This window comes from Alteromonas algae (assembly GCF_049117195.1).
Lineage (GTDB): Bacteria > Pseudomonadota > Gammaproteobacteria > Enterobacterales > Alteromonadaceae > Alteromonas.
Window position 1 is genome coordinate 2,927,759 of sequence record NZ_CP185260.1, and the last position, 23,413, is coordinate 2,951,171.

Annotated in this window: 21 protein-coding genes; 9 read left to right on the forward strand and 12 right to left on the reverse strand. The window is 45.0% G+C overall.

Annotated features, from left to right (window positions below):
• Positions 1-40: 40 nt before the first annotated feature.
• From aceF to ampD, 5 genes are all read right to left on the reverse strand, one after another.
• Complete coding sequence (aceF, locus tag ACOJRU_RS13130; protein WP_421132189.1) at positions 41-2,029, reverse strand: pyruvate dehydrogenase complex dihydrolipoyllysine-residue acetyltransferase; 1,989 nt, start codon at positions 2,027-2,029, stop codon at positions 41-43.
• 21 nt (positions 2,030-2,050) lie between these two features.
• Positions 2,051-4,726: a pyruvate dehydrogenase (acetyl-transferring), homodimeric type gene (gene aceE / locus ACOJRU_RS13135; protein WP_421132190.1), complete on the reverse strand. Its 2,676-nt coding sequence runs from the start codon at positions 4,724-4,726 to the stop codon at positions 2,051-2,053.
• A 191-nt stretch (positions 4,727-4,917) separates the two neighbouring features.
• Positions 4,918-5,664 (reverse strand): GntR family transcriptional regulator, encoded by a 747-nt coding sequence (locus ACOJRU_RS13140; protein WP_421132191.1) that lies wholly within the window; start codon positions 5,662-5,664, stop codon positions 4,918-4,920.
• A gap of 342 nt (positions 5,665-6,006) precedes the next feature.
• On the reverse strand, positions 6,007-6,876 hold the full coding sequence (gene ampE / locus ACOJRU_RS13145; RefSeq protein WP_421132192.1) for a beta-lactamase regulator AmpE: 870 nt from the start codon (positions 6,874-6,876) through the stop codon (positions 6,007-6,009).
• A gap of 37 nt (positions 6,877-6,913) precedes the next feature.
• Positions 6,914-7,441 carry a 1,6-anhydro-N-acetylmuramyl-L-alanine amidase AmpD gene (gene ampD, locus ACOJRU_RS13150; RefSeq protein ID WP_421132193.1) on the reverse strand — a complete coding sequence of 176 codons (528 nt, stop codon included), beginning with the start codon at positions 7,439-7,441 and terminating at the stop codon, positions 6,914-6,916.
• 179 nt (positions 7,442-7,620) lie between these two features.
• Between ampD and ACOJRU_RS13155 the strand changes: the two genes are divergently transcribed.
• The 9 genes from ACOJRU_RS13155 (at position 7,621) to ACOJRU_RS13195 (ending at position 14,653) form a co-directional block, all read left to right on the forward strand.
• Positions 7,621-8,136, forward strand: a complete 516-nt coding sequence (locus ACOJRU_RS13155; protein ID WP_421134770.1) for a retropepsin-like aspartic protease family protein — start codon at positions 7,621-7,623, stop codon at positions 8,134-8,136.
• Between the two features lie 18 nt (positions 8,137-8,154).
• Positions 8,155-9,015 carry a carboxylating nicotinate-nucleotide diphosphorylase gene (gene nadC, locus ACOJRU_RS13160; protein ID WP_421132194.1) on the forward strand — a complete coding sequence of 287 codons (861 nt, stop codon included), beginning with the start codon at positions 8,155-8,157 and terminating at the stop codon, positions 9,013-9,015.
• 321 nt (positions 9,016-9,336) lie between these two features.
• Positions 9,337-9,765, forward strand: a complete 429-nt coding sequence (locus tag ACOJRU_RS13165; protein WP_421132195.1) for a pilin — start codon at positions 9,337-9,339, stop codon at positions 9,763-9,765.
• A gap of 93 nt (positions 9,766-9,858) precedes the next feature.
• Positions 9,859-11,070 carry a type II secretion system F family protein gene (locus ACOJRU_RS13170; RefSeq protein WP_421132196.1) on the forward strand — a complete coding sequence of 404 codons (1,212 nt, stop codon included), beginning with the start codon at positions 9,859-9,861 and terminating at the stop codon, positions 11,068-11,070.
• Positions 11,071-11,157: 87 nt separating this feature from the next.
• On the forward strand, positions 11,158-12,030 hold the full coding sequence (locus ACOJRU_RS13175; RefSeq protein WP_421132197.1) for a prepilin peptidase: 873 nt from the start codon (positions 11,158-11,160) through the stop codon (positions 12,028-12,030).
• The gene (gene coaE, locus ACOJRU_RS13180; protein WP_421132198.1) at positions 12,030-12,644 is read left to right on the forward strand and encodes a dephospho-CoA kinase; all 615 of its coding nucleotides are present in this window, start codon (positions 12,030-12,032) and stop codon (positions 12,642-12,644) included. Before ACOJRU_RS13175 ends, coaE begins: the two co-directional genes overlap by 1 nt.
• Before the next feature lie 116 nt (positions 12,645-12,760).
• Positions 12,761-13,513, forward strand: coding sequence for a cell division protein ZapD (gene zapD / locus ACOJRU_RS13185; protein ID WP_421132199.1), 753 nt, complete (start codon positions 12,761-12,763; stop codon positions 13,511-13,513).
• A 34-nt stretch (positions 13,514-13,547) separates the two neighbouring features.
• Positions 13,548-13,775 carry a DNA gyrase inhibitor YacG gene (gene yacG / locus ACOJRU_RS13190; RefSeq protein ID WP_421132200.1) on the forward strand — a complete coding sequence of 76 codons (228 nt, stop codon included), beginning with the start codon at positions 13,548-13,550 and terminating at the stop codon, positions 13,773-13,775.
• Between the two features lie 11 nt (positions 13,776-13,786).
• Positions 13,787-14,653, forward strand: a complete 867-nt coding sequence (locus ACOJRU_RS13195) for an aspartoacylase (RefSeq protein ID WP_421132201.1) — start codon at positions 13,787-13,789, stop codon at positions 14,651-14,653.
• A 77-nt stretch (positions 14,654-14,730) separates the two neighbouring features.
• Here the strand turns inward: ACOJRU_RS13195 and mutT are convergent, their stop codons facing one another.
• The 7 genes from mutT to ACOJRU_RS13230 all read right to left on the reverse strand — a co-directional run bounded on the left by mutT (position 14,731) and on the right by ACOJRU_RS13230 (position 23,410).
• Positions 14,731-15,114 (reverse strand): 8-oxo-dGTP diphosphatase MutT, encoded by a 384-nt coding sequence (gene mutT, locus ACOJRU_RS13200; RefSeq protein WP_421132202.1) that lies wholly within the window; start codon positions 15,112-15,114, stop codon positions 14,731-14,733.
• Complete coding sequence (gene secA, locus ACOJRU_RS13205) at positions 15,114-17,822, reverse strand: preprotein translocase subunit SecA (RefSeq protein ID WP_421132203.1); 2,709 nt, start codon at positions 17,820-17,822, stop codon at positions 15,114-15,116. Before secA ends, mutT begins: the two co-directional genes overlap by 1 nt.
• A 142-nt stretch (positions 17,823-17,964) precedes the next feature.
• The gene (locus tag ACOJRU_RS13210) at positions 17,965-18,843 is read right to left on the reverse strand and encodes a M23 family metallopeptidase (RefSeq protein WP_421134771.1); all 879 of its coding nucleotides are present in this window, start codon (positions 18,841-18,843) and stop codon (positions 17,965-17,967) included.
• Positions 18,844-19,036: 193 nt separating this feature from the next.
• Complete coding sequence (gene lpxC / locus ACOJRU_RS13215; protein ID WP_421132204.1) at positions 19,037-19,948, reverse strand: UDP-3-O-acyl-N-acetylglucosamine deacetylase; 912 nt, start codon at positions 19,946-19,948, stop codon at positions 19,037-19,039.
• 202 nt (positions 19,949-20,150) lie between these two features.
• Positions 20,151-21,317: a cell division protein FtsZ gene (ftsZ, locus tag ACOJRU_RS13220; RefSeq protein ID WP_421132205.1), complete on the reverse strand. Its 1,167-nt coding sequence runs from the start codon at positions 21,315-21,317 to the stop codon at positions 20,151-20,153.
• A gap of 100 nt (positions 21,318-21,417) precedes the next feature.
• The gene (gene ftsA / locus ACOJRU_RS13225) at positions 21,418-22,647 is read right to left on the reverse strand and encodes a cell division protein FtsA (protein WP_421132206.1); all 1,230 of its coding nucleotides are present in this window, start codon (positions 22,645-22,647) and stop codon (positions 21,418-21,420) included.
• Between the two features lie 7 nt (positions 22,648-22,654).
• Positions 22,655-23,410 carry a cell division protein FtsQ/DivIB gene (locus ACOJRU_RS13230; protein WP_421132207.1) on the reverse strand — a complete coding sequence of 252 codons (756 nt, stop codon included), beginning with the start codon at positions 23,408-23,410 and terminating at the stop codon, positions 22,655-22,657.
• Positions 23,411-23,413: the final 3 nt, after the last annotated feature.

The following is a 23,413-nucleotide window of genomic DNA, read 5'->3' on the forward strand; positions in this document are numbered from 1 at the left end:
GAAAATGTCACTGATATTGTAAACTTTTTCAACCTTTTACTTAAAGTATTATTCTGCGTAAGTCAGTCAAGTTTGCAGCAACCTCGGTAGAGAATCTAGCCCCTATTGCACCGTCAATTACACGGTGATCGTATGATAAGCTCAGTGGCACCATCAAACGAGGTTCAAACTCACTGCCGTTCCACTTCGGCTTCATCTCAGACTTTGACACACCTAATATGGCGACTTCTGGTGCATTTACAATAGGCGTAAATGCGGTACCGCCAATACCGCCTAAACTAGAGATGGTAAATGTGCCACCTTGCATGTCTGCAGCTTTAAGTTTTCCGTCGCGGGCTTTCTTAGACGTCTCGATAAGCTCGCGAGAGAGCTCTTCAATACCTTTCTTATTCACGTCGCGAATAACAGGCACAACAAGGCCACCCGGTGTTTCTACCGCAATACCAATGTTGATGAACTTCTTGATGATCAAGCTCTCGCCATCATCTGAAAGTGAAGAATTAAATACTTCGTATTTCTCTAGCGCTTTCGCAACCGCCTTCATTACGAATACAAGTGGCGTTATTTTAAGGCCAGACTTAATTTTCGCATGGTACGCGTTTTGCTCTTTACGGAAATCTTCAACGTCGGTGATATCGGCTTCGTCAAACTGCGTAACGTGAGGGATAGTTGCCCAGTTACGGTGTAAGAAAGGCCCAGAAATCTTCTGGATACGCGACAGCTTTTGCTCTTCAATTTCACCAAACTTGCTGTGATCAATAGGCTTGACCGGCACAATTTGAAGTACGTTGTCACCCACCGTTGCACTGCCAGACGCGGCCGCAGTTCTAGGCTTAGCCAGCTCCGCTTTTACGTAGGCTTGAACGTCTTCTTTCAAAATGCGGTTTTTAGGGCCTGAGCCACTTACCAATGTCAGGTCTACACCGAACTCACGCGCGACACGTCTTACAGAGGGCGATGCGTGCGCCTTTCCTGTACTTTTCGCTTCTGGCGCGGCAGGCACAGGAGAGCGATTCGCAGACGCCTCTTGTTTTGGGGCTTCTTTTTTAGGTGCTTCGGTTGGCGTTTCAGCAGGCTTTTCAGATGCTTGTACTGACGCTTCACCGCCATGGGTTTCTAGTTTTACTACTAGCGTACCTTGCTTAACTTTATCGCCCGTTTTGATAAATACTTCTTTGACAGTACCCGCATGAGTGGAAGGTACATCCATAGTCGCTTTATCAGTTTCAAGCGTTATTAAGCCATCTTCTTTTTCAACCGTGTCGCCAGCTGATACCAACACATCGATTACGTCGACTTCACCGTCTTCCCCAATGTCAGGGACAGCAACTTCAATCGTTTCGCTGCTTGATGATGCACTTGCTTGAGACGCGCTGTCTTCTTTTGCAGGCGCTTCTTGTTGGGCTGGTGCTGAATGGCTTTCACTTGAACCGCCTTCACCAGCAATTTCAAGCTTAATTACCACCGTACCTTCTTTCACTTTATCGCCCGTACTAATGAAGACTTCTTTCACTGTACCTGCGTGTGTTGAAGGGACGTCCATGGTGGCTTTATCGGTTTCAAGCGTAATAAGGCCATCTTCTTTTTCGATGGTATCACCCACTGAAACCAGTACATCAATAACGTCAACGTCGTCATCTGAGCCAATATCCGGCACTGCAACTTCAATAACTTCACTGCCGCCAGAGGCAGCAGGTGCTGCTTCTGACTGATTTTCTTCCTTAGGTGTTTCTTGCTTAGGCGCTTCTTGCGCATCATCAGAAGCGGATTCTTCAGATGCATTATCACCGCCCGCAGCCTTCATCTCACCAATCACATCGCCTTCTTTGATTTTATCGCCTACTGATACCGATAAGCTTACAATCTCACCTTCAAACGGTGCTGGGATGTCCATTGACGCCTTGTCACTTTCAACAGTAACAACGCCTTCATCTGCCTCAATGTTGTCGCCTACGGCAACACATAGCTCGATAACTTCAACTTCGTCACCACCTACATCGGGTACGATAATCTTTTGAATATCTGACATATGTAAAATACCTTATCTGGCTTACGCGTAAAGTGGGTTAAGTTTTTCAGCGTTAATATCAAAACGCTTAATGGCTTCTGCTACCACTTTTTTCTCAACGTCGCCGCGCTGAGCCAATTCGTAAAGTGATGCAACCACAATGTATGACGCATTAACTTCAAAGTGAGTACGCAAGTTTTCGCGGCTATCGCTTCGACCGAAACCATCAGTCCCTAGACAGCGGTATTCAGTGTCGATAAACGCACGTACTTGGTCTGAGTAGTTCTTCACATAGTCAGTAGCAGAAATTGCAGGACCTGCATCTTTCGTAATCACTTGACCAATGTAAGATACTTTTTGCTCAGCTTCTGGGTTTAGCATGTTCCAACGTGCAACACCTTGACCTTCGCGGGCCAATTCATTAAACGAGGTCACCGAGTAAACGTCAGACGATACGTTGTAGTCTTCACACAGAATCTGTGCTGCTTTACGCACTTCGTTCAAGATAGTCCCTGAGCCCATAAGCTGAACATTACGCTCAGACTTATCGTTTTCTACTCGCTCTAGCTTGTAGATACCTTTGATAATTTGCTCGGCAACATCTTCACCTTCTGGCATTGCCGGGTGTTGATAGTTCTCGTTCATCAACGTTAGGTAGTAGAACACGTTTTCGTTATCGCCATACATACGACGTAGGCCGTCTTGTACGATAACCGCCACTTCATAACCATACGTTGGATCGTAGGTAATACAGTTAGGGATTAGGTTCGCTTGAACGTGAGAGTGACCATCCTGATGCTGTAGACCTTCACCGTTAAGGGTAGTTCTTCCCGCTGTTGCGCCTAATAGGAAACCGCGTGCTTGGCTATCCCCTGCTGCCCATGCTAAGTCGCCAACACGTTGGAAACCAAACATAGAGTAGTAAATATAGAACGGGATCGTAGTGGCGTTACACGTTGAATAAGATGTTCCTGCTGCAACCCATGATGCCATTGCACCCAGTTCGTTAATGCCTTCTTGCAGTACCTGACCTTTCTTATCTTCACGATAGTAAGCGACTTGGTCAGCATCTTGAGGTACGTATTTTTGGCCTTCGTTGGCGTAAATACCTACCTGACGGAACAAACCTTCCATCCCGAAAGTACGGGCTTCATCAGGAATAATTGGCACAATACGCTTGCCAATTTTCTTATCTTTCAACAGGGCGTTAAGCACACGGACAAAGGTCATCGTTGATGACACTTGACGGTCGCCAGACCCTTTCAAGATAGCATCGAATGCCGATAGCTCTGGCACTTCTAGCTGTTCTTCCGCTTGTTCTCTGCGTGAAGGTAGGTAACCACCTAACGCTTCACGACGTGCGCGAAGATACTTCATTTCTTCACTGTCTTCTTCGAACTTGAAATAAGGAAGATCAGCGATTTTGTCGTCTGCTACTGGAATATTAAAACGGTCGCGGAACAACTTAATTGAGTCTACTTCCATTTTCTTCACGTTGTGCGCTACGTTTTGCGCTTCGCCCGACGCGCCAAGACCAAAACCTTTAACTGTTTTAGCAAGGATTACCGTTGGACGGCCTTTGGTATCAATCGCTTTTTGGTACGCGGCAAACACTTTCACTGGATCGTGACCGCCACGGTTTAAGCGCCAAATATCATCGTCTGACATATTTGCTACCAGCGCCGCGGTTTCAGGGTACTTATTAAAGAAGTTTTCGCGGGTGTATTTACCACCTTTGGCTTTACAGTTTTGGTATTCACCATCAACCGTTTCGCCCATAAGCTGTATAAGTTTGCCTGATTTATCACGGGCTAGAAGCTCGTCCCAGTAACTACCCCAGATAACTTTTACTACTTCCCAGCCTGCGCCGCGGAATGTACCTTCAAGTTCTTGGATAATTTTGCCGTTACCACGTACCGGCCCATCAAGACGCTGAAGGTTACAGTTAATCACAAACGTTAAGTTGTCCAAGCCTTCGCGAGACGCAAGACCAATTGCCCCTAAGCTCTCTGGCTCATCGCACTCACCGTCGCCCATGTAGCAGTAAACGCGCTGACCTGAACAGTCTTTAATACCACGGTTTGTAAGGTATTTAAGGAAGCGTGCGGTATAGATAGCTTGAAGTGGACCTAAGCCCATCGATACCGTTGGGAACTGCCAGTAATCTTTCATCAAATGAGGGTGAGGGTATGAAGACAGACCATCGCCAGCACATTCTTGGCGGAAGTTATTTAACTGATCTTCCGTTAGGTTTCCTTCTATGTATGAACGCGCGTAGATACCAGGAGAGATGTGGCCCTGAGCGAAGATAAAGTCACCGCCTTGATTTTCATTCGGTGCTTTAAAGAAGTGGTTGAAGCCCACATCGTAAAGCATGGCAGAGGATGCGAAACTACCAATGTGACCACCAAGTTCAAGATCTTTCTTAGATGCACGCAATACAATCATCAATGCGTTCCAACGAATTGCGGCACGAATACGCGCTTCAATGGTTAGATCGCCTGGCATTTTCGGCTCTTGCGCTGCAGGAATGGTGTTGATGTACGCAGTAGTAGCGTCGTAAGGTAAATGCGCGCCGCTACGACGTGCTTTATCAATCAACTTCTCAAGTAAATAATGCGCGCGCTCTACGCCTTCTTCTTCTAATACAGACTCAAGCGCATCAATCCACTCTTTCGTTTCTTGAGGGTCGACATCTTGGTGCAACATATCAGTCATGGTGCCATCCTATTTTTGCTTATATAGACAATCATCTCTAAGGTTTCGGCTTTACATTGAAAGCACCAAAGAGAAGACGAACTAAATAACGTTGTACTCACAGTGATCCGTTATGGCTCACCTGCTAATGCAGAGATTCTGAAAACATACCCAGATCACTGCGAACTCGTGTTCTCGCATAGTGCGAGAGGTTAAATTTCTAACCGTCGTAATGCACGCTGGACGCGGCTATCACGCTGATTAATGGTTAATAGCGTTTTTTCAATAAATGCAAGGTGCGTATTACACGCTTGGCGCGCAGCCTCAGGGTCACGCGCAGCAATAGCCTCAACAATTTCACGACGCTGTCTTGCTATGTCATTACCGGTGTCGGTATGCATCGCCAACATGTCTAAATTTCGTTCGATATTCTCTACTAACATACTTTGCATCGTACTCATTACGTGCAAAAGCACCATGTTATGAGAGGCTCGCGCCATAATGATGTAAAACTGGCCAAGCGCTTGTGCTTGCTGATGCTTGCTTTCATCGGCGCTAGGGGTAGGTAATTCGTTTAATGCTGTTTTTAACGCATCATAGTCCTCTGGTTGCCCTCGAAGCGCTGCATAATATGCTGCCATTCCTTCTAAGGCGTGCCTGAACTCCAAAAGGTCAAATTGCGTTTCTGGGCGCTTACTGACTAAGGCCATCAATGGGTCGGTCATCGCTGAATTCAAGTTGCGATTAACAAACGTACCGCCCCCCTGCTTTCGCTCCACTAAACCACGCGCCTGTAAATTACCGATGGCTTCTCGTAGTGAAGGACGTGACACATCAAACTGCAATGCCAGCTCCCTTTCTGGGGGAAGTTTTTGACCTGCCAATAAAGAGCCGTCAAGAATCATCGATTCAAGTTGCTCTGTTATTACATCTGCAAGTTTTTTTCGCTGCTGACGCATGCGTCTACCTTATTTTTAACTACTGTCGAAGCGCTAGTGTAAAAAAAATGAACAATAAACTAATATTGGTAATACCATTTTACCTATACAGTTTAAGGCAGTTCAATCCGTAGGTAAACACTCTCAAGCATAGCAAAGCCTTGGCATATTGCTTAGCACCTGCCTTTATCATTGAAAATAATAGAAAAAGTAGTGAATGCCGTACTGGTCTGATGAGAAAGAATGGAGAAGATTTAACGTTGGAGATGGCTGATTTATATGTCATTTCTTATAAATCAGCCCCCTTCATTAAGAAATGCGCAACGAGTATCAAACACTGGACGCATCTTTATGGGAGGTCTATCAGGCTAGCGAGCCGACGACCGTTAACGCAGATGTTAGCACCAATAAAAATATCACATTTCGCTTAGCAAGCTTTACCAAAACTTGAGGCTCAATAGCCGCGTTGTTTTGTTGTGCCTCTTGCTCTTCAGGTGTAAGCATTTCTGCTTGGGATGATACTTGTGTTAGCAATGTATAGGCTGACACATTTAGCGAAAATACATGGTTAAGCCATTCAGACAGTGCGCGTGAAAAGTGCCCCATCATTAACATACCGAACGCCGTTATCCTTACCGGTATATAGTCAAGCGCAAACATCAGGTTTATTGCCGTTTCTCGCAAAGGATGTTGTCGATTACATAACATTTCGGTGGTACTTCGACTTAGGGCGTAAAACAGCGCACCTGGGCCGCCAAAAGCAACAAAAAACAGCATAACAGCAGCATAATGTTGATAGTTTAGCCACGTTAAATGTTGACCAAAACTTCTGCCTTCCTCCTGGGCATTTTGTGATTGTGGTGCTTCGCTTGTGCAGTGGCCCAATTGGTCGGTATACATGCTGCATGCCTGCACATCGCCCCGGTGTGCAGCGTTTAAATAGCATTTATAAGTAGCACGCAATGCCGGGCAGCCGATACAGACAAACAATACAAGGCTTTGCTCAATAAACGTTAGAAATGTGCCTAACAACCAATATTCAAGCGCAGCGAGTAACAAGGCGGGCATTAACAATATTGTGTAGAACATAAACGGTGTTGTGTCTTTAGAAAGCCAACCTTTTTCTGTTGTCCATGCTCTGTATTTTTCGGCATACTTTTCGATGTGCCAGTGGGGTTGCTTAGTCACCAAGCGCTCCATACTCAACACCAGTAATAAACTCATTAAAATCATGCTGAAACCTTATTTTTCTTGAGGTAGCTCAAGCGGGCTACGATAAACTGGTTCTAAATCGTGCCCAGTCAAACGCGCTTCCAGGGTCTGTCTTCCTTCCTGGAGCAATATCATTATGCCCCACAATACGCCCTAAAGAGATCCGAGGATAGTGGGAACGAATGAAATTCGAAATTTCAGTAAGTGTTTGATATTGCTCGTCGGTATAAGCGAGCGTATCGGTTCCCTCTAATTCGATGCCGATAGAAAAGTCATTACATTGAGAAACACCTTGAAAGGTAGAAACGCCAGCATGCCATGCACGTGCGTTAAAGGGTACAAACTGTTCTACCTTGCCCGAGCGATAAATAACACAATGTGCGGATACGCGTAGACCAGCAATTTCTTTGTAAAATGGATGGTCATTAGGGTTAAGCGTGCCCGTAAATAATTGTCGAATTCCCTTTGTGCCAAATTGGGAGGGAGGTAAAGAAATGTTATGGATAACCAGTAAGCTTACCTCAGCTCCTTCTGGCCGTTCATCGTAATGCGGGCAATCTACTTGAATAGCGTTTTCGTATAACATCGTGTTAATTCGTCTTTTACTGTATTACTGTTACTACACTGGCACGAAATGGCCTGATAAAGAACAGGAAGAACATCAAAAACAATGATTTCTGTCAAACTAAACCGCTTTTATATGGATAAAAAGCTAACCAAATACTGGCAACGCACACGGGTAAAAAGAGGTATCGAATGAGCGATATGAACAGCGAGACCGGCGACAGCTCTGCCGGAAAATGGATGGTCATACTCGCATGGGTGTGTGGTTTCGGGTTACTGGTATTTGTTTTCTCTGACCTACTAGAGAAACAAGTAAATCCAAACTCGACACCAGAGTCTCAGCGCGTTGGCGCCCAAACAGAAGTGCGATTAAAACAAAATAGAGCAGGCCATTATGTCACCACAGGGTTTATTAACGGTGAAGAAGTGATTTTTCTTGTTGATACCGGCGCGACAGATGTTGCCGTGCCCGCTCACCTTGCGAAAAAATTGCAACTAGAAGCAGGAAGACAAGGGCTTGCTAGAACCGCAAACGGCACAGTGACGGTTGCAGAATCGCGTATTGATACACTTCGCATCGGCGATATCGTGGTACGCGACGTTGAAGCAAACTTAAACCCAGGTATGCAAGATGACCATATTTTGCTCGGAATGAGCGTTCTTCGCCAATTAGAGTTTACTCAGCGCGGAGATTGGTTAATATTGCGTACCCTTTAGCTGACTAGTGCAAACCACATGACATCTCCTGACATTCACGCAATTCGTGAACAAGTAAAGCAAGCATTAATAGAAGACCTTGGCGGCGAACTTAATGCCAACAATGATATTACTGCAAACCTTATCGAAAAAGACGTAACAGCGAATGCAACCATTATCACTCGCGAACCGTGCGTGGTTTGTGGGGTAGCGTGGGTAAACGAAGCTTTTGCATTGATTGACGAGACCGTTTTGCTTAACTGGCATGTCAATGAAGGTGATAAGGTTGATGCGAATACCGTATTGGTAAGCTTGTCAGGTTCGGCACGCGCAATATTAACCGCAGAACGGACAGCATTAAACTTCTTTCAAACCTTGTCAGGTACCGCAACGACAACCTCTCACTATGCCGCTTTCCTTGCAGGAAGCAACACCAAGATTCTCGATACAAGAAAAACCTTACCCGGTTTACGACTTGCTCAAAAATATGCTGTAGCCTGCGGTGGCGGTAAGAACCACAGAATAGGGCTATTTGATGCCTTTTTGATAAAAGAAAATCACATTTTTTCTTGCGGTGGCATACACAAAGCCATTCAGCGGGCAAAAAATATGATGCCTGGTAAGTTGGTTGAGGTGGAAGTTGAAAACCATCAAGAGTTAGAGGACGCATTATCAGCCGGCGCTGACATTATCATGTTAGACAATTTTACCAACGAACAGATCCAACATGCAGTTGCACTAACGCAAGGGCAAGCTAAACTTGAAGTGTCAGGAAATATCACTGACGAACGACTGGCGTCGCTGGCAACCTTGGGCGTAGATTACATTTCATCAGGTGCGCTGACAAAGCATGTAAACGCGATAGACCTGTCATTACGTATTGCACTTGGTGATAAGTAGCGCTGTGACGAGAAGCGGACTACGTACAGGGAAAGGTTTGCTCACGACGATGCAGTAGACGATGCTAGTATAATAGGCTATAACTAAGGTAACTTACAGATTATTATACGAAAGTTTAACTAGCCACGTATGCAAAGCGCTGTTGATACATGTCATACTGCAAAACGAAGACATCGGTATAGTTTCTTATACTTGTCACAGGCAAATAAAATTCTATACTGAGCATCAAGTACCGGGGTCGTTTAAAAGGGCGTCTCAGGTATAAACGTCAATTTGAAGATATTTTAACTTTACGTGTTATACACGTCCCGGAGAAAGACCATGAAAAACATGAACACTAAAAACCAAAACGGTTTCACCCTAATCGAACTAATGATTGTTGTAGCAATCATCGGTATTCTTGCTGCTATCGCATTGCCTGCGTATCAGAACTACACACAAAAAGCGAAGTTCACTGAAGTGACCAACGCGACAGCTGCTGCGAAAACATCTGTAGAAATTTGCTATGCATCTACCAATGACATTACTGTATGTGACGGCGGTACTAACGGCATTCCAGCTGACATTACTGCGTCAGCAGCTGCAGCTACAGTTGACGTTGTTGGCGTAAGCACAGCGAATGGTGTAATTACAGCGACTCAGCACGGTGATTTAGGCCTTTCAGGTACTGGTTCATACACATTGACGCCTAACATCGACAATAACCGCATTATCTGGGCTGCTGCTTGCGACCCAACAACACTATGCTAATTAAGTCATAATTTTCAATAATAAAAGCCCGGTGAATACTGGGCTTTTTTGTCTACATTCCTAGCGAACCATATTTATAGCTGAGTAAAAGTAATGGCAAAAGCAGCAACGATGTTTACCTGGCAAGGCAAAGACCGACAAGGGCAGTCTCGTAAAGGCGAAATTTCAGCAACATCGCTGTCAGAGGCTAAAAACTTACTTCGCCGACAAGGTATTTCAGCGAACAAAGTTAAAAAACTTAGTAAACCCCTATTTGGTCGTGGTGGTCAAAAAATTGTTGCCGCCGACATTTCTGTTGTATCTCGCCAAATCGCAACCATGCTTGCGGCAGGTGTTACCTTAATACAATCGTTAGAGATGATAGCGCAAGGCCATGCTAAAGCGTCTATGCGAAAGCTATTAACGCAAATAACCGATGAAGTAAAAAGCGGTAACCCTCTTTCGGGCGCATTAAGAAAACACCCAGACTACTTTGACGACTTATATTGTGACCTGGTGTATACCGGTGAACAGTCGGGTGCCCTTGAGCTTATTTACGATAGAATCGCCACGTATAAAGAAAAAGCCGAAGCATTAAAATCAAAAATTAAAAAAGCGATGTTCTACCCTATCGCGGTTGTGGTTGTCGCCTTTATTGTAACTACAATTCTACTTATTTTCGTGGTACCTCAATTTGAGGAAATTTTTAGTAGCTTTGGTGCAGAATTGCCAGCGTTTACACAGTTTGTTTTAGCCATTTCTCGATTTGTGCAAGATTACGGTATTTTTATTGCAATTGGGATGGGCGGCGCAGGCGCAATGTTTATGCGCGCCCACAAAAAGAGCCAAAAGCTTAGAGATAATGTAGATAAAAATGTCCTTAAAATCCCTGTCATTGGTGAAATACTTAAAAAAGCGAGTATTGCACGCTTTACACGAACACTTGCCACCACCTTTGCCGCCGGTGTTCCATTAATTGGTGCATTAGAGTCTGCGGCGGGCGCGTCGGGGAATGCGGTTTTTCGTGATGCCATCTTATTTATGCGAAAAGAAGTTGCCGGTGGTATGCCGATGCATACGGCAATGAGAGCAACCAATGTGTTCCCTGATATGGTGACGCAGATGATTGCTATTGGTGAAGAATCTGGCGCGGTTGATGAAATGCTTAGTAAAATTGCTACCATTTACGAGGCCGAAGTTGACGACATGGTTGATGGCTTAACCAGCTTACTTGAACCCATGATCATGGCTGTACTCGGTGTTGTCATTGGTGGCTTAATTGTTGCGATGTACTTGCCTATATTCCAGATGGGTGATGTGGTGTAATATTCATTTCTTTTTTGGCGGCAAACATGCCGCTACTAGCAAGTTTTTTCATCATAACCAACGCAAAATAATAAAGAGTTCGCCTTAATGGAATCGGTTATTTTTTTAAGCCAGCAGTACCCAACGTTCTTTTTTATCATGGTTTTCCTGGTAAGCTTAATGGTAGGAAGCTTTTTAAATGTGGTTATTTATCGCCTTCCAATAATGATGGAAAACAGCTGGAAAGAAGAATATGACACGTACTTCAATAACGAACCCACCACACCAGATACTCCATTCAATTTATCAAAGCCCGACAGCACGTGTCCGCACTGTAACCACAAGATAAGAGCGTGGGAAAACATACCAGTTATTAGCTATATACTCTTAAAAGGGAAATGTGCATCGTGCAAAACGTCTATTTCTGCGCGCTACCCTCTCGTTGAGCTTTTTACCGCCATAGCATGTACATTCGCGGCTTATCATTTCGGCCCGTCAACACAAGCTTTATGGGCTGTAGGGTTTACTTATGTGCTTGTTGCGTTACTTTTTATCGACCTTGATAAAATGCTATTACCCGACCAATTAACCTTACCGTTACTCTGGGTTGGGCTACTCCTTAGCACTCAGCACTTATTTGTAGATACAACCGATGCCATTTTGGGCGCGGCGTTTGGTTATTTAAGTTTATGGTCGGTGTATTGGTTGTTCAAATTAACCACCGGTAAGGAAGGAATGGGTTACGGCGACTTTAAACTACTAGCAGCACTTGGGGCATTCACTGGGTGGCAGGGCTTACCTATAATAATTTTGCTATCTTCATTTGTTGGCGCTGTCGCAGGCATCGCTATCATGGTAATACAGAATAAAGGAAAGTCGCTGGCTATTCCGTTTGGCCCGTATCTCGCGGTAGCCGGTTGGCTTACCCTACTTTACAAAGACATCATCACAACTACTTACTTAAGCTGGGTACTCTCATAATGAAAAATAAATACGTTGTGGGGTTAACCGGTGGAATAGGCAGTGGTAAATCTGCAGTCAGCAATCGCTTCGCAGAGCTGGGTATTGATATCGTTGATGCCGACGAGATTGCAAGAGATGTTGTGGCTGCCGGCAGCAGCGGCCTTTCTGAAATCGTAAAGCATTTTGGCCCGTCCATTTTACTCGAAAACGGCTCACTAAATCGCCCAGCACTAAGAGAGCGCGTGTTCTACGATAAAGAGGAACAAGCATGGTTAAACGCCCTGTTACATCCGCTTATTCGTGAGCGAATGCATCAGCTTATTGAGCAGTCTCAGAGTGATTATTGTATTTTGTCGGTTCCCTTGTTAGTCGAGAATAAGCTAACGGTAATGTGTGACCGCGTGCTGGTTGTTGATTGCGCTGAGGCGATACAAATTGAGCGCGCGACCCTGCGTGATGGAAGCGCGGAGCAAACAATTAAGAATATCATGGCGGCACAAGCCTCACGAGAGGATAGGCTTAGCGCTGCAGATGACGTTATTGATAACAGTGGGACACTGGAAAGCTTATCACCCCAGGTAAACGCGTTACACGCACAATATCTTTCAAAAAGTGCACATCGAACACGCTAAACACCGTTTTTTTGTGCAGAATACACAAAAATACTCGATTGTTTAAAAGTCGGCTTGGCTTAAACCGTTACATGCATTAGGCTTAACAGCTAAGTAACTGTGTTTAAAGGATAACCATGAGCGACGCTGTTTTCGAGTTCCCGTTAAAGGAAAAAGTACGTAACTATTTGCGTGTAGAACAGCTCATTGGTCAATTAAAGGCAACGGCTAAAATTGACAGCCCCCATCTTCAACTGGTTTTTTTTGAACAACTTTTCGAACTTCTTGACCTTATTGAACGCTTAGATTTACGTTCTGATATGGGAAAAGATTTAGAAGCCCACGAAAAAAATCTCGTGTATTGGTCACGTCACCCTAAAATTGATAGCACCGCGCTTGAACAAGCACTGAAAACCGTACTGTCACTTAAAACGAAAATAAAGAACGAACGCCGTTTCGGTAGCGCATTAAAAGAAGATAAATTCCTCGGCAGTATTAGGCAGCGTTTTGCTATTCCTGGCGGCGCATGTAGCTTTGACTTGCCCAATCTTCATTTCTGGTTGCAACAGCCAACAGCGTTGAGACAACAGGATATTTCTCAATGGCTTGATTCGTTGGCGCTACTTGACGATGCTATTGCGGTCAGTGTTTCGTTTATCAGAGAGCGAGGGCAATTTACTAGCGTTACGGCAGATAATGGCTTTTACCAAGGTGTCGCAGAAGATAAAAACGAACTAATCCGGGTTCGCTGCCGCACCGACGAAGGCTATTATCCAACACTTAGCGGTAACAAATATCGTTATGCCCTTCGCTTCATGCAATTTACCCCACCTGATGGTCAAAGTGCTGCGATTGATTCTAATATTCAATTTGCATTAGCCGCTTGTTAAACTAGACCCGTATAACCCCTAATGGAGTGTTTCTATGGTTGTTAACTGTCCAACGTGTGCTGCGCCTGTAACCTGGTCTAGCGACAGTGAATATCGCCCGTTTTGTAGCAAAAAATGTCAACTTATTGATTTAGGAGAGTGGGCAGCTGAAGAACGGAAAATTGCAACAGAAAATAGTAAGCGAGATAGTCAAAACGACATCGACATTGAAGATATAGAGGCCATGTTAAGCCAGCAGTCAGATGACTTTTTTAAGCATTGAGGAACGTTATAATGATTAAAAGTATTGCGCTTGTTGGTGGTACACACGGAAACGAGATGAGCGGTACCCAGCTTATACAAAATTGGGAAAATCAAGGTACGCCATCGCGTTTTGATCTGTTAGATATAACGCTTTATACCGCTAACCCTGCCGCCATTGCTGCAAACGTACGCTTTTTAGAAGAAGATCTTAATCGTCAGTTTACCCATGCAGCACTTACAGAGACAACGTCCTCACAAGAAAATGAACTAGCCAAGACCATCAATCAGCAGCTTGGTCCAAAAGGCACGTCAGCGACTGATTTAGTCGTCGATATTCATAACACCACAAGCCATATGGGCGCGACATTAATCATTCTTGATACCAGTGATTTTTACGTACAAATGGCGCGGTATGTTAAGCAACACATGCCTGAATCAAATATTTTAGTTGAAGACGAAAAAGCGTATCTGGACCATGGCTACCTTTGTACCACGGGTAAATATGGTGTGATGATAGAAGTAGGGGCACAGCCTCAGGGCGTATTGCGTGAAGACGTATTTTTATCAACCCAAAAAATGGCTGAAGTGCTTCTCGATTTCTGTCTTGCATTTAACAACAATGACTGTGCTGACCTACCGCCCTGCGAGGCGTTTAGGCTAGGCGAGAATATCTCATTTCCGCTTGATGAAGACGGCAACCGTACCGCCATGATTCATCATGCACTGCAAGATAGCGATTTTGTTCCGCTGGTTACAGGTGCACCTATGTTTAGAACCTTCGATGGGAAAGATATCGTATGGCAGGCTGATGAAACCACGTACCCGCATTTCATCAACGAAGCGGCCTACAATAAACTTCATGTGGCCTTTGCCACATCAACGCTTATTACCCTGTAAAAGGCAGTAACGTTAGCAGTACTGTAATAAAAAACGCGCCTAGGCGCGTTTTTTTGTTTTAACCGTTATAGCTTATATTAAGCAAGTAGCGCGTCAATAATCGCGACATTCGCTACTGGAAACCTATCGGGGTCTAGCGCGGTCTTTTTCACCCACTCATGGGCTTGCCCTTCTTTACCATGCGGCTCGCCGGAAAACGCTGTCACGCTGTGCACATCGAGTTTTACCACTTTATCGCCGTAGTCGTGGGTAATTACCGTAAGAGGGGTGCTCTCGCGAACGTCTATCCCGATTTCTTCAAACAACTCTCTCGACAGTGCTTCTTGAACGGTCTCGTTCGCCTCGACTTTCCCGCCGGGGAATTCCCACAAGCCGCCCTGATGAACATCATCGGGGCGAAGAGTCACAAAGATGCGTTCGTCACGGCAGACAACACCCACCGCTACGTGAACCACTTTCATTAGCTAAGCTTACCGTGGCACTGCTTGTATTTCTTTCCAGAACCACACGGACATGGGTCATTACGGCCGACCTTCGGCCCATTGCGTACTTCTGAACGTACCTTGTCGCTCGCCGCTTCTGGTGTTGCGGTAGTTTCTTCATGCTCAAAGTTTTTTGGTACATCATCTGCTTGACGACGTTGCTCTTCAACTTTCTCAACATCCTCTTCAGCCTGTACTTTCACACGAGCAAGAATAGTAATAACTTCAACCTTCAAGGCCTCAAGCATTTGTGAAAACAACGCAAATGACTCACGCTTGTATTCCTGCTTAGGGTTTTTCTGCGCATAACCACGAAGGTGAATACCTTGTCGTAGATGATCCATTGCAGCCAAATGCTCTTTCCAGTGGCTGTCTAAGTTCTGAAGCATTACTGCTTTCTCGAACTGGCGGATAACCTGCTCACCTACAACCGCTTCTTTTTCTTTGTAGGCCGCAATAATTTCATTAAGAATACGTTCTCTAAGCTTCTCTTCATAAAGCTTATCATCGTTTTCAAGCCACGTTTTTAAAGGAAGCGCGACAGCAAAGTCTGCTTTTAAGCGCTCTTCTAAGCCGTTGACATCCCACATTTCTTCAAGCGATTGAGGTGGAATATATTCATCAACCACACTGCTTACCACGTCTTCACGTATGGCAGCAATCGTATCGCTAATATCACCCTCATCAAGTAATTCATTACGCTGTTCGTAGATGACCTTACGTTGATCATTGGCAACATCGTCATACTCTAGCAATTGCTTACGAATGTCGAAGTTACGGCCCTCAACTTTACGCTGAGCATTCTCTATGGCGCGTGATACCCATGGATGCTCGATGGCTTCGCCTCGCTCCATGCCTAGACGTTTCATCATGTTGCCCATTTTTTCTGAGGCAAATATGCGCATTAGTGCGTCATCTAATGATAGGTAGAAGCGGCTAGAACCCGGGTCACCTTGACGGCCAGAACGGCCACGCAGCTGATTATCGATACGACGTGATTCATGACGCTCAGTACCAATAATATGTAAGCCGCCTGACGCTAATACGTTATCGTGGCTTTCTTTCCACTGCGCTTTAACGCTGTCTATTTGCGCCTGCGTAGGGTTCTCGATTTTTTCAAGTTCTGCCTGCCAGTTTCCGCCAAGCACAATATCAGTGCCTCGACCAGCCATATTGGTTGCAATGGTTACGGCGCCCGCTTTACCCGCCTGTGCGACGATATCGGCTTCATGCTCGTGGAATTTCGCATTAAGTACTTTATGAGGAATTTTTTCTTTCTTAAGAATACGAGAGATAAGCTCAGAATTTTCGATAGATACCGTACCCACAAGTGTTGGTTGACCGCGCTTAACGCACGCTTTGATATCTTCAACAATCGCTTCGTATTTCTCTTCTGCCGTTAAGTAGATGAGGTCGGCGTGATCTTTACGCTGCATTGGTCTGTTAGTCGGAATAACAACGGTTTCGAGACCATATATATGTTGGAATTCAAACGCTTCTGTATCTGCAGTACCAGTCATACCCGCAAGCTTATTGAACAGACGGAAGTAGTTCTGGAAGGTGATAGACGCAAGTGTTTGGTTTTCGTTTTGAATACGAACCCCTTCTTTTGCTTCTACGGCTTGATGCAAGCCTTCAGACCAACGACGTCCTTCCATAGTGCGGCCAGTATGTTCATCAACAATGACAATCTGGTCTTCTTTAACGATGTAATCGACATCTCTAGCAAATAACTTATGTGCGCGCAGTGCAGCATTAATGTGATGCAATAGCGAGATATTGCCTGCTGCGAATAGCGACTCACCCTCGGGCAGTACGCCAGCTTCTTGCAGTATTTCTTCTACATGAAGTTGGCCGCGCTCGGTAAGATGAATTTGCTTGGCTTTCAGGTCGATAGTGTAGTCACCGTCACCCTCTTGACCTTCCTCATCTTCTTTCTCTTGCTGGATAAGCTTAGGAATAATGGCATTTATTCTACGATAAAGCTCAGAGCTATCTTCAGCTTGTCCAGAAATAATAAGCGGTGTACGCGCTTCGTCGATCAGAATAGAGTCAACTTCATCCACAACCGCGTAATTAAGTTCGCGTTGAACACGATCTTGAGGGCTAAACGCCATGTTATCGCGCAGGTAATCAAAACCGAACTCGTTATTTGTACCGTAGGTGACATCAGCTTGATAAGCGTCACGTTTTTGCTCTGACGACAACCCAGGAACGTTACACCCTACGCGCATACCAAGGAAAGAGAAGAGCTGATTACTCCACTCTGCATCACGGCGAGCAAGGTAATCGTTCACCGTCACTACGTGAACACCTTTGCCTGAGAGTGCATTTAGGTAGGTAGGCAGCGTCGCGGTTAAGGTTTTACCCTCACCAGTACGCATTTCAGAAATTTTACCCTGATGCAGCACTTGGCCGCCCAGCATCTGTACATCAAAATGACGCATACCGTAAACACGCTTACTGGCTTCCCTTACAGTGGCAAAGGCTTCAGTCAGTAACGCATCAAGGGTTTCCCCTTTTTCAATTCGCGCTTTAAATTCTTCAGTTTTAGCTTTTAGCGCCTCATCGGAAAGCTTTTCGTACTCTGCTTCCAGTGCATTGATGGCATCTACATTTTTTTGTAATTTTTTTAATAGACGGTCGTTTCTACTACCGAATACTTTTCTAAGGATGCTTGAAAACATTAGCTTGTATATTCCACTACTTGTCGAGGCGCTGTGATGATAGCCACAGCTATATTAAAACGTAAAAGGCGCGCCTTTTTAGGGCGTACCAAGCGATATTAGTTGCGTAAACGTTCGTCTACTTACCTGGCTGCTACCAACGTTATTTCTTATAAACGTAAGGTAGAGGATCGATTTGCTTACCGTTTCTTATTACTTCGTAGTGAACATGAGCACCGGTCGAGCGACCAGTGTTGCCCATTTTGGCAACTGATTGTCCTTTCGTAACAACGTCACCGATGGATACAAGAAGATTATCATTGTGCCCATACCGGGTCACAAAACCATCTCCATGCTCAATTTCAATTAGCTGACCATAACCATAACGCTCGCCAGCCCAGGTAACTATACCTGCAGCAGTAGCAACAACGTTCTCTCCTGCTTTACCAGCAAAATCCAAGCCTTTATGCATGGCTGGTTCACCAGTAAACGGATCGGCCCGCATACCATAATAAGACGACAACCATCCTGACTCTATCGGACGACCAGATAATTGGCTCTGTTCGTGGATATGGTGACCCCTCACTAAACTTTCAAGCATAGAAAGTTGTTGAGACTTAATATCAAGAGAGGCTTCAAGTTGAGCAATCTCTTTAAGTATGGGGTCGTTGTGGACGTTGTCCGGAATCGAAACAGGTACAAATGCGTCCAGGTCAGTCGCAGTCATACCAAGTTCAGACGCTATTTGCTTACCCTTTTCATCAAGCAGTGTTGCCTTAGCAGACAAACTTGCGATATGGGAAAGCAATGCATTTAATTTAATTGTGGTTTGATGTTTTAGGGCTTTTACGTCGGTTTGCGTCTCGTTGATTTCAGATTGCGCGAGACGCACACGTGACACATCTTCAGACACTGATTCAGTCGAACGACTTGAAACCAGCATAAAAATAGACGATAACACAGTCGCGCTCACCAATGTGCGCACGCTTATACTGTGTTTATAGCGTCTATTTTTGCCTGTTAATGTTATTGTTAATTTCATACCACAACTAAGAAATTTGTTCATTCGCTTTACCGACCCAGTGCAAACTTCACTACGGTCGCTTGTTGTAAACCTATGCTGGAATAACCACGAAGTTTATCTGCGATGAATTACGATTACTGATGCTTACTTTATCATTTATAGCACTAAATGCTACCTGTAAAAAAACCGCCGAGTGGGCGGTTTTTAATTTTTACGCCAGCGCGGGCATAGCATAACGAATTGGCACAGCTTCTTGAGACTCGTAAGTCACGAATTCCCAACATTCTTTTTGTGCTAATAGCGCATTTAACAATTTGTTATTGAGGCCGTGCCCTGTTTTGTAGGCGCGCAGCTCACCAATAAGACTATGCCCACCCAAGTACAAATCACCAATTGCATCGAGGATTTTGTGCTTGAGGAATTCATCATCGTAGCGCAACCCTTCAGGGTTGAGTACGCGAAACTCATCTAACGCGACTGCATTTTCCATGCTGCCACCTAGCGCAAGGTTATTCGCATTCATGTATTCTAAATCGCGCATAAAACCGAACGTACGCGCTCGACTGACTTCATTAACATAAGAACACGAGTCAAAATCCATCGTCATGTGCTGACGAGTTTGGCTGATGACGGGATGATCGAAGTCAATCTTAAAGTCTACTCTGAAACCGTTATAAGGAACCAATTCGGCCCACTTATCGTCTTCTTCTACGCGAACGGGTTTCTTGATACGAATAAATTGTTTTGGTGCATTAAGTTCTTCAATGCCAGCTGATTGCAAAAGGAATACGAAAGGGCTTGCACTTCCGTCCATGATAGGAAGCTCATTACTGTCTACCTCAACAATAATGTTATCGATTCCTAAACCTGCTAGCGCTGAAGCAAGATGTTCAACCGTTTGAATGGTCACGCCATCTTCATTATTTAGACACGTACACAGCATGGTATTACCCACCGCGTTTGCGCGCGATGGAATATCAACATGAGGTTCAAGGTCAACACGCCTAAACACGATACCCGTGTTTGCAGGCGCAGGCCGGAGAGTCATTGTGACCTTTTCCCCTTTATGAAGCCCAATTCCGGTTTCTTGTACCGGCTGCTTAATAGTACGTTGTCTAATCATATGCTTATGCTTTTACCTATCAAAAAAGCGGTCGCGTATTATAGTGAGTTATCACTTACTTGTCAAAAAACACGCAATTTCGAACACAAAACTAACCTAAAAACACACAACTTTCATCGTGTATTCTAGCTTTTTCATCATTTACTGTTACTTAGAGACAACAATAAACCCAAAAAATTCAATCTAGTTCTAGACTGAATGATTAGTCAGCTTGTTTTCTCAGAAACGCTGGAATATCTAAATACTCCAAGTCATTTCCTGGCTGTGCATCGTCCTCAGCTTTAAGCGCTTGGTTGCCCTCTGTTCCGCCTACCGACGCGCGTGACTCAGAAGCTGAACTGCTACCATACTCTTTCGCTGGTGTCGTTAAACGTGACCCTTCGGTACTAACCAATGAAATATCTGGCTTACGTTCTGCACCAATGCCTGTAGCAACAACAGTGACGCGTAGCTCATCTGTCATTTCCATATCGATAACCGTACCAACAACAACGGTGGCGTTTTCAGACGCAAACGCTTTTACTGCGTTACCAACGGTTTCAAATTCGTCGATGGCGAAATCAGGCCCTGCTGTGATATTTACAAGAATACCGCGCGCACCTGACAAATCGATATCTTCAAGTAATGGACTTGCGATGGCTGCTTCTGATGCTTCTTCAGCACGGTCAGGACCGCTTGCTGCGCCGCTACCCATCATGGCTTTACCCATTTCTGACATTACTGTTCTTACGTCTGCGAAATCCACGTTAATAAGACCAGGACGTGTAATCAGCTCAGCAATCCCTTGGACTGCTCCGCGAAGTACATCATTTGCCGCGCTAAACGCTTGCAACAATGGCGTGCCTGGACCCATAACTTTTAAAAGTTTTTCGTTAGGAATAGTAATCAATGAATCAACATTGTTAGCCAATTCAACCGTACCTTGTTCTGCAAACGACGTACGTTTCTTTCCTTCGAACGGGAAAGGCTTAGTCACAACAGCGACCGTAAGAATACCCATCTCACGTGCAATCTTAGCAACTTCAGGCGCCGCACCTGTCCCCGTACCACCGCCCATACCGGCGGTAATAAACACCATGTCGGCACCTTCAAGTGCTTGACGAATGGTTTCGCGATCTTCTTGTGCGGCTTCACGACCAATATTTGGATCTGCGCCTGCACCTAACCCTTTTGTTACACTTGAGCCAATTTGAAGGGTGACGTCAGCACTTGAACTACGCAGTACCTGCGCGTCGGTGTTAACCGCAATAAACTCTACGCCTTCAATGCTTTGAGACACCATGTGCTCAATAGCATTACCACCGCCACCGCCAACGCCGATGACTTTTATTACGGCTTCTTCGCCGTGACTATCCATTAATTCGAACATACTTACTCTCCGGTTGTACGTCTTCAACACGTCGCTATGTCATACGCTACGATGTCGCATCCTGCTCATCGTTATGCCGTCGCGACAGCGCCCCTAAAATTTAAAATTCACCTTTAAACCAGCTTTGCACACGATGAAATAAACTTTCACCGTTTTTCGGCGTACTGGACTTCTTATTATCAGATTGCACTTTACCGTATTGCAAAAGCCCAACGACAGTAGCAAACCCTGCATCATCAACGTATTCAGATAACCCTTTTACGTCAATTGGATTCCCCACTCTTACGGGCATTTGAAAGATTTCCTCTGCAAATTCAACTGCACCTTCCATTTTGGCGGTACCGCCGGTTAGCACAAGGCCCGCGGCAATTTGCTCTTCCAAACCACTGGCACGAATCTCATCATGAACCAGTTCAAAAAGCTCTTGATAGCGAGGTTCAATAACCTCTGCAAGCGTATGGCGCGACATAATTCGTGCAGGTCGCCCACCAACACTTGGTACTTCAATACTGTCTTCCATGCTCACCATATCTTTCAGTGCGCAGGCATAGTTGACCTTAATCTCTTCAGCGTTGCTGATGGGTGTGCGAAATATTTTCGCAATATCACTGGTAATTTGATTCCCAGCAACAGGGATAACCGCAGTGTGTCTAATTGCACCATCGGTGTAGATTACCATATCCATAGTGCCGCCGCCGATATCTACGACGCAAACACCCAATTCTTTTTCATCATCGGTTAATACGGCATAACTTGACGCCAATGCTGAGAAGATAAGTTGATCCGCATTTAGTTCACAACGCTCAACACACTTAACCAAATTTTTGGCCATATCGTCTGCGCAGGTGATGATATGCGCGTCAGCTTCCATACGCACCCCCGACATACCTATCGGGTTTTTGATCCCCTCTTGTACGTCGATGGTGAACTCTTGTGGCAGCACGTGAAGCAATCGTCGCTCTGCGGCGATGGGAACGCTGCGGGCAGCGTGGATCACATTATCAACGTCTTCCTGCGTCACTTCTTGGTTATTGATGGGCACCATGCCATTTTCATTCTGGCACTTCACGTGACGACCTGAGATAGACATGAAAACTGAAGAAACACGGCAATCTGCCATTAACTCCATCTCGTTTACCGCTCGTTGTACCGACTTAACCACTAAATTTAAATCGTTAACGCCACCTTTATCCATGCCTTTCGCAGCATGTGTGCCTACGCCAACAATGCTGATCTGATCATCATCTAATAATTCGCCCACAACAGCCTTTACTTGGCTGGTGCCGATATCTAAGCCAACAATTAAATTGCGTTCGGCTGGTTTTGACATGGTTTCCTTAACTCTCTTTTTTCTTCGGTTTGCCGTCGCTGTCTTTCCAGCCTACGGCAACACCTGTGTCATAGCGAAGGTCAATATATTTCACTGACCTTTCTTGTTGCGCCAACAACGGGTATATATCAATGAACCGTTGCAATCTATCAATAAATTCTTGGCGCCCTAAATTTAACTTAATACCGTTGGCCAGTTGTACCTGCCAAGCAAACCGCTCACTTAGCGACAACTCTTCGATTGTCATCTCAGTGGTAGATATCAAGGCATGCATAGCGTTATAACCTTCCAACGCCGTTTTCTCACTGCCTCCTGGCCCAAACAAGTTTGGTAATGATACGTTTTGACCTTCATCATCAAAGGTATCGCCATACGGGTTCAACAGTAAATCTTCGTTCCAACGCGCTACAGGTTGTTGTTCAACCAGATAAATTTTTAGCGTATTTGGCCACTTCTTTCTTACTGACGCTCGGTATACCCAAGGCTGCGCTTCGACAAGCTCAAAAACATCGTTAACATCCAGTGCGAAAAAGCTGCCTGGCTGGGCTTGCCTTATTAACCGCTCAAGTTTGCCTACATTGATGTAGCGATAGTCACCGGAAAAATCAATAACTTGAACCGGGACTTGCTGTTCATCCTGCATGTAATGGCTTGCTTTTATCCCAGCAAAGACAAGCGACGCAAGCACGACCATTAAAAAAGCGATACCGCCCCATAATGCCCGTTTGCTTTTTGTCGACGTTGTTTCTACCGAGTGCGTCATCCT

What these genes read in the sequence shown, in the direction of transcription:
- nadC (WP_421132194.1), top strand. Translation starts at nt 8,155, where the DNA reads ATGACATCTCCTGACATTCACGCAATTCGTGAACAAGTAAAGCAAGCA.
- ftsA (WP_421132206.1), bottom strand. Translation starts at nt 22,647, where the DNA reads ATGTCAAAACCAGCCGAACGCAATTTAATTGTTGGCTTAGATATCGGC.
- ACOJRU_RS13155 (WP_421134770.1), top strand. Translation starts at nt 7,621, where the DNA reads ATGAACAGCGAGACCGGCGACAGCTCTGCCGGAAAATGGATGGTCATA.
- aceF (WP_421132189.1), bottom strand. Translation starts at nt 2,029, where the DNA reads ATGTCAGATATTCAAAAGATTATCGTACCCGATGTAGGTGGTGACGAA.
- ACOJRU_RS13175 (WP_421132197.1), top strand. Translation starts at nt 11,158, where the DNA reads ATGGAATCGGTTATTTTTTTAAGCCAGCAGTACCCAACGTTCTTTTTT.
- ACOJRU_RS13165 (WP_421132195.1), top strand. Translation starts at nt 9,337, where the DNA reads ATGAAAAACATGAACACTAAAAACCAAAACGGTTTCACCCTAATCGAA.
- coaE (WP_421132198.1), top strand. Translation starts at nt 12,030, where the DNA reads ATGAAAAATAAATACGTTGTGGGGTTAACCGGTGGAATAGGCAGTGGT.
- ampE (WP_421132192.1), bottom strand. Translation starts at nt 6,876, where the DNA reads ATGATTTTAATGAGTTTATTACTGGTGTTGAGTATGGAGCGCTTGGTG.
- ACOJRU_RS13140 (WP_421132191.1), bottom strand. Translation starts at nt 5,664, where the DNA reads ATGCGTCAGCAGCGAAAAAAACTTGCAGATGTAATAACAGAGCAACTT.
- ACOJRU_RS13170 (WP_421132196.1), top strand. Translation starts at nt 9,859, where the DNA reads ATGGCAAAAGCAGCAACGATGTTTACCTGGCAAGGCAAAGACCGACAA.
- aceE (WP_421132190.1), bottom strand. Translation starts at nt 4,726, where the DNA reads ATGACTGATATGTTGCACCAAGATGTCGACCCTCAAGAAACGAAAGAG.
- yacG (WP_421132200.1), top strand. Translation starts at nt 13,548, where the DNA reads ATGGTTGTTAACTGTCCAACGTGTGCTGCGCCTGTAACCTGGTCTAGC.
- ACOJRU_RS13210 (WP_421134771.1), bottom strand. Translation starts at nt 18,843, where the DNA reads ATGAAATTAACAATAACATTAACAGGCAAAAATAGACGCTATAAACAC.
- lpxC (WP_421132204.1), bottom strand. Translation starts at nt 19,948, where the DNA reads ATGATTAGACAACGTACTATTAAGCAGCCGGTACAAGAAACCGGAATT.
- ACOJRU_RS13195 (WP_421132201.1), top strand. Translation starts at nt 13,787, where the DNA reads ATGATTAAAAGTATTGCGCTTGTTGGTGGTACACACGGAAACGAGATG.
- ampD (WP_421132193.1), bottom strand. Translation starts at nt 7,441, where the DNA reads ATGTTATACGAAAACGCTATTCAAGTAGATTGCCCGCATTACGATGAA.
- ftsZ (WP_421132205.1), bottom strand. Translation starts at nt 21,317, where the DNA reads ATGTTCGAATTAATGGATAGTCACGGCGAAGAAGCCGTAATAAAAGTC.
- secA (WP_421132203.1), bottom strand. Translation starts at nt 17,822, where the DNA reads ATGTTTTCAAGCATCCTTAGAAAAGTATTCGGTAGTAGAAACGACCGT.
- ACOJRU_RS13230 (WP_421132207.1), bottom strand. Translation starts at nt 23,410, where the DNA reads ATGACGCACTCGGTAGAAACAACGTCGACAAAAAGCAAACGGGCATTA.
- mutT (WP_421132202.1), bottom strand. Translation starts at nt 15,114, where the DNA reads ATGAAAGTGGTTCACGTAGCGGTGGGTGTTGTCTGCCGTGACGAACGC.
- zapD (WP_421132199.1), top strand. Translation starts at nt 12,761, where the DNA reads ATGAGCGACGCTGTTTTCGAGTTCCCGTTAAAGGAAAAAGTACGTAAC.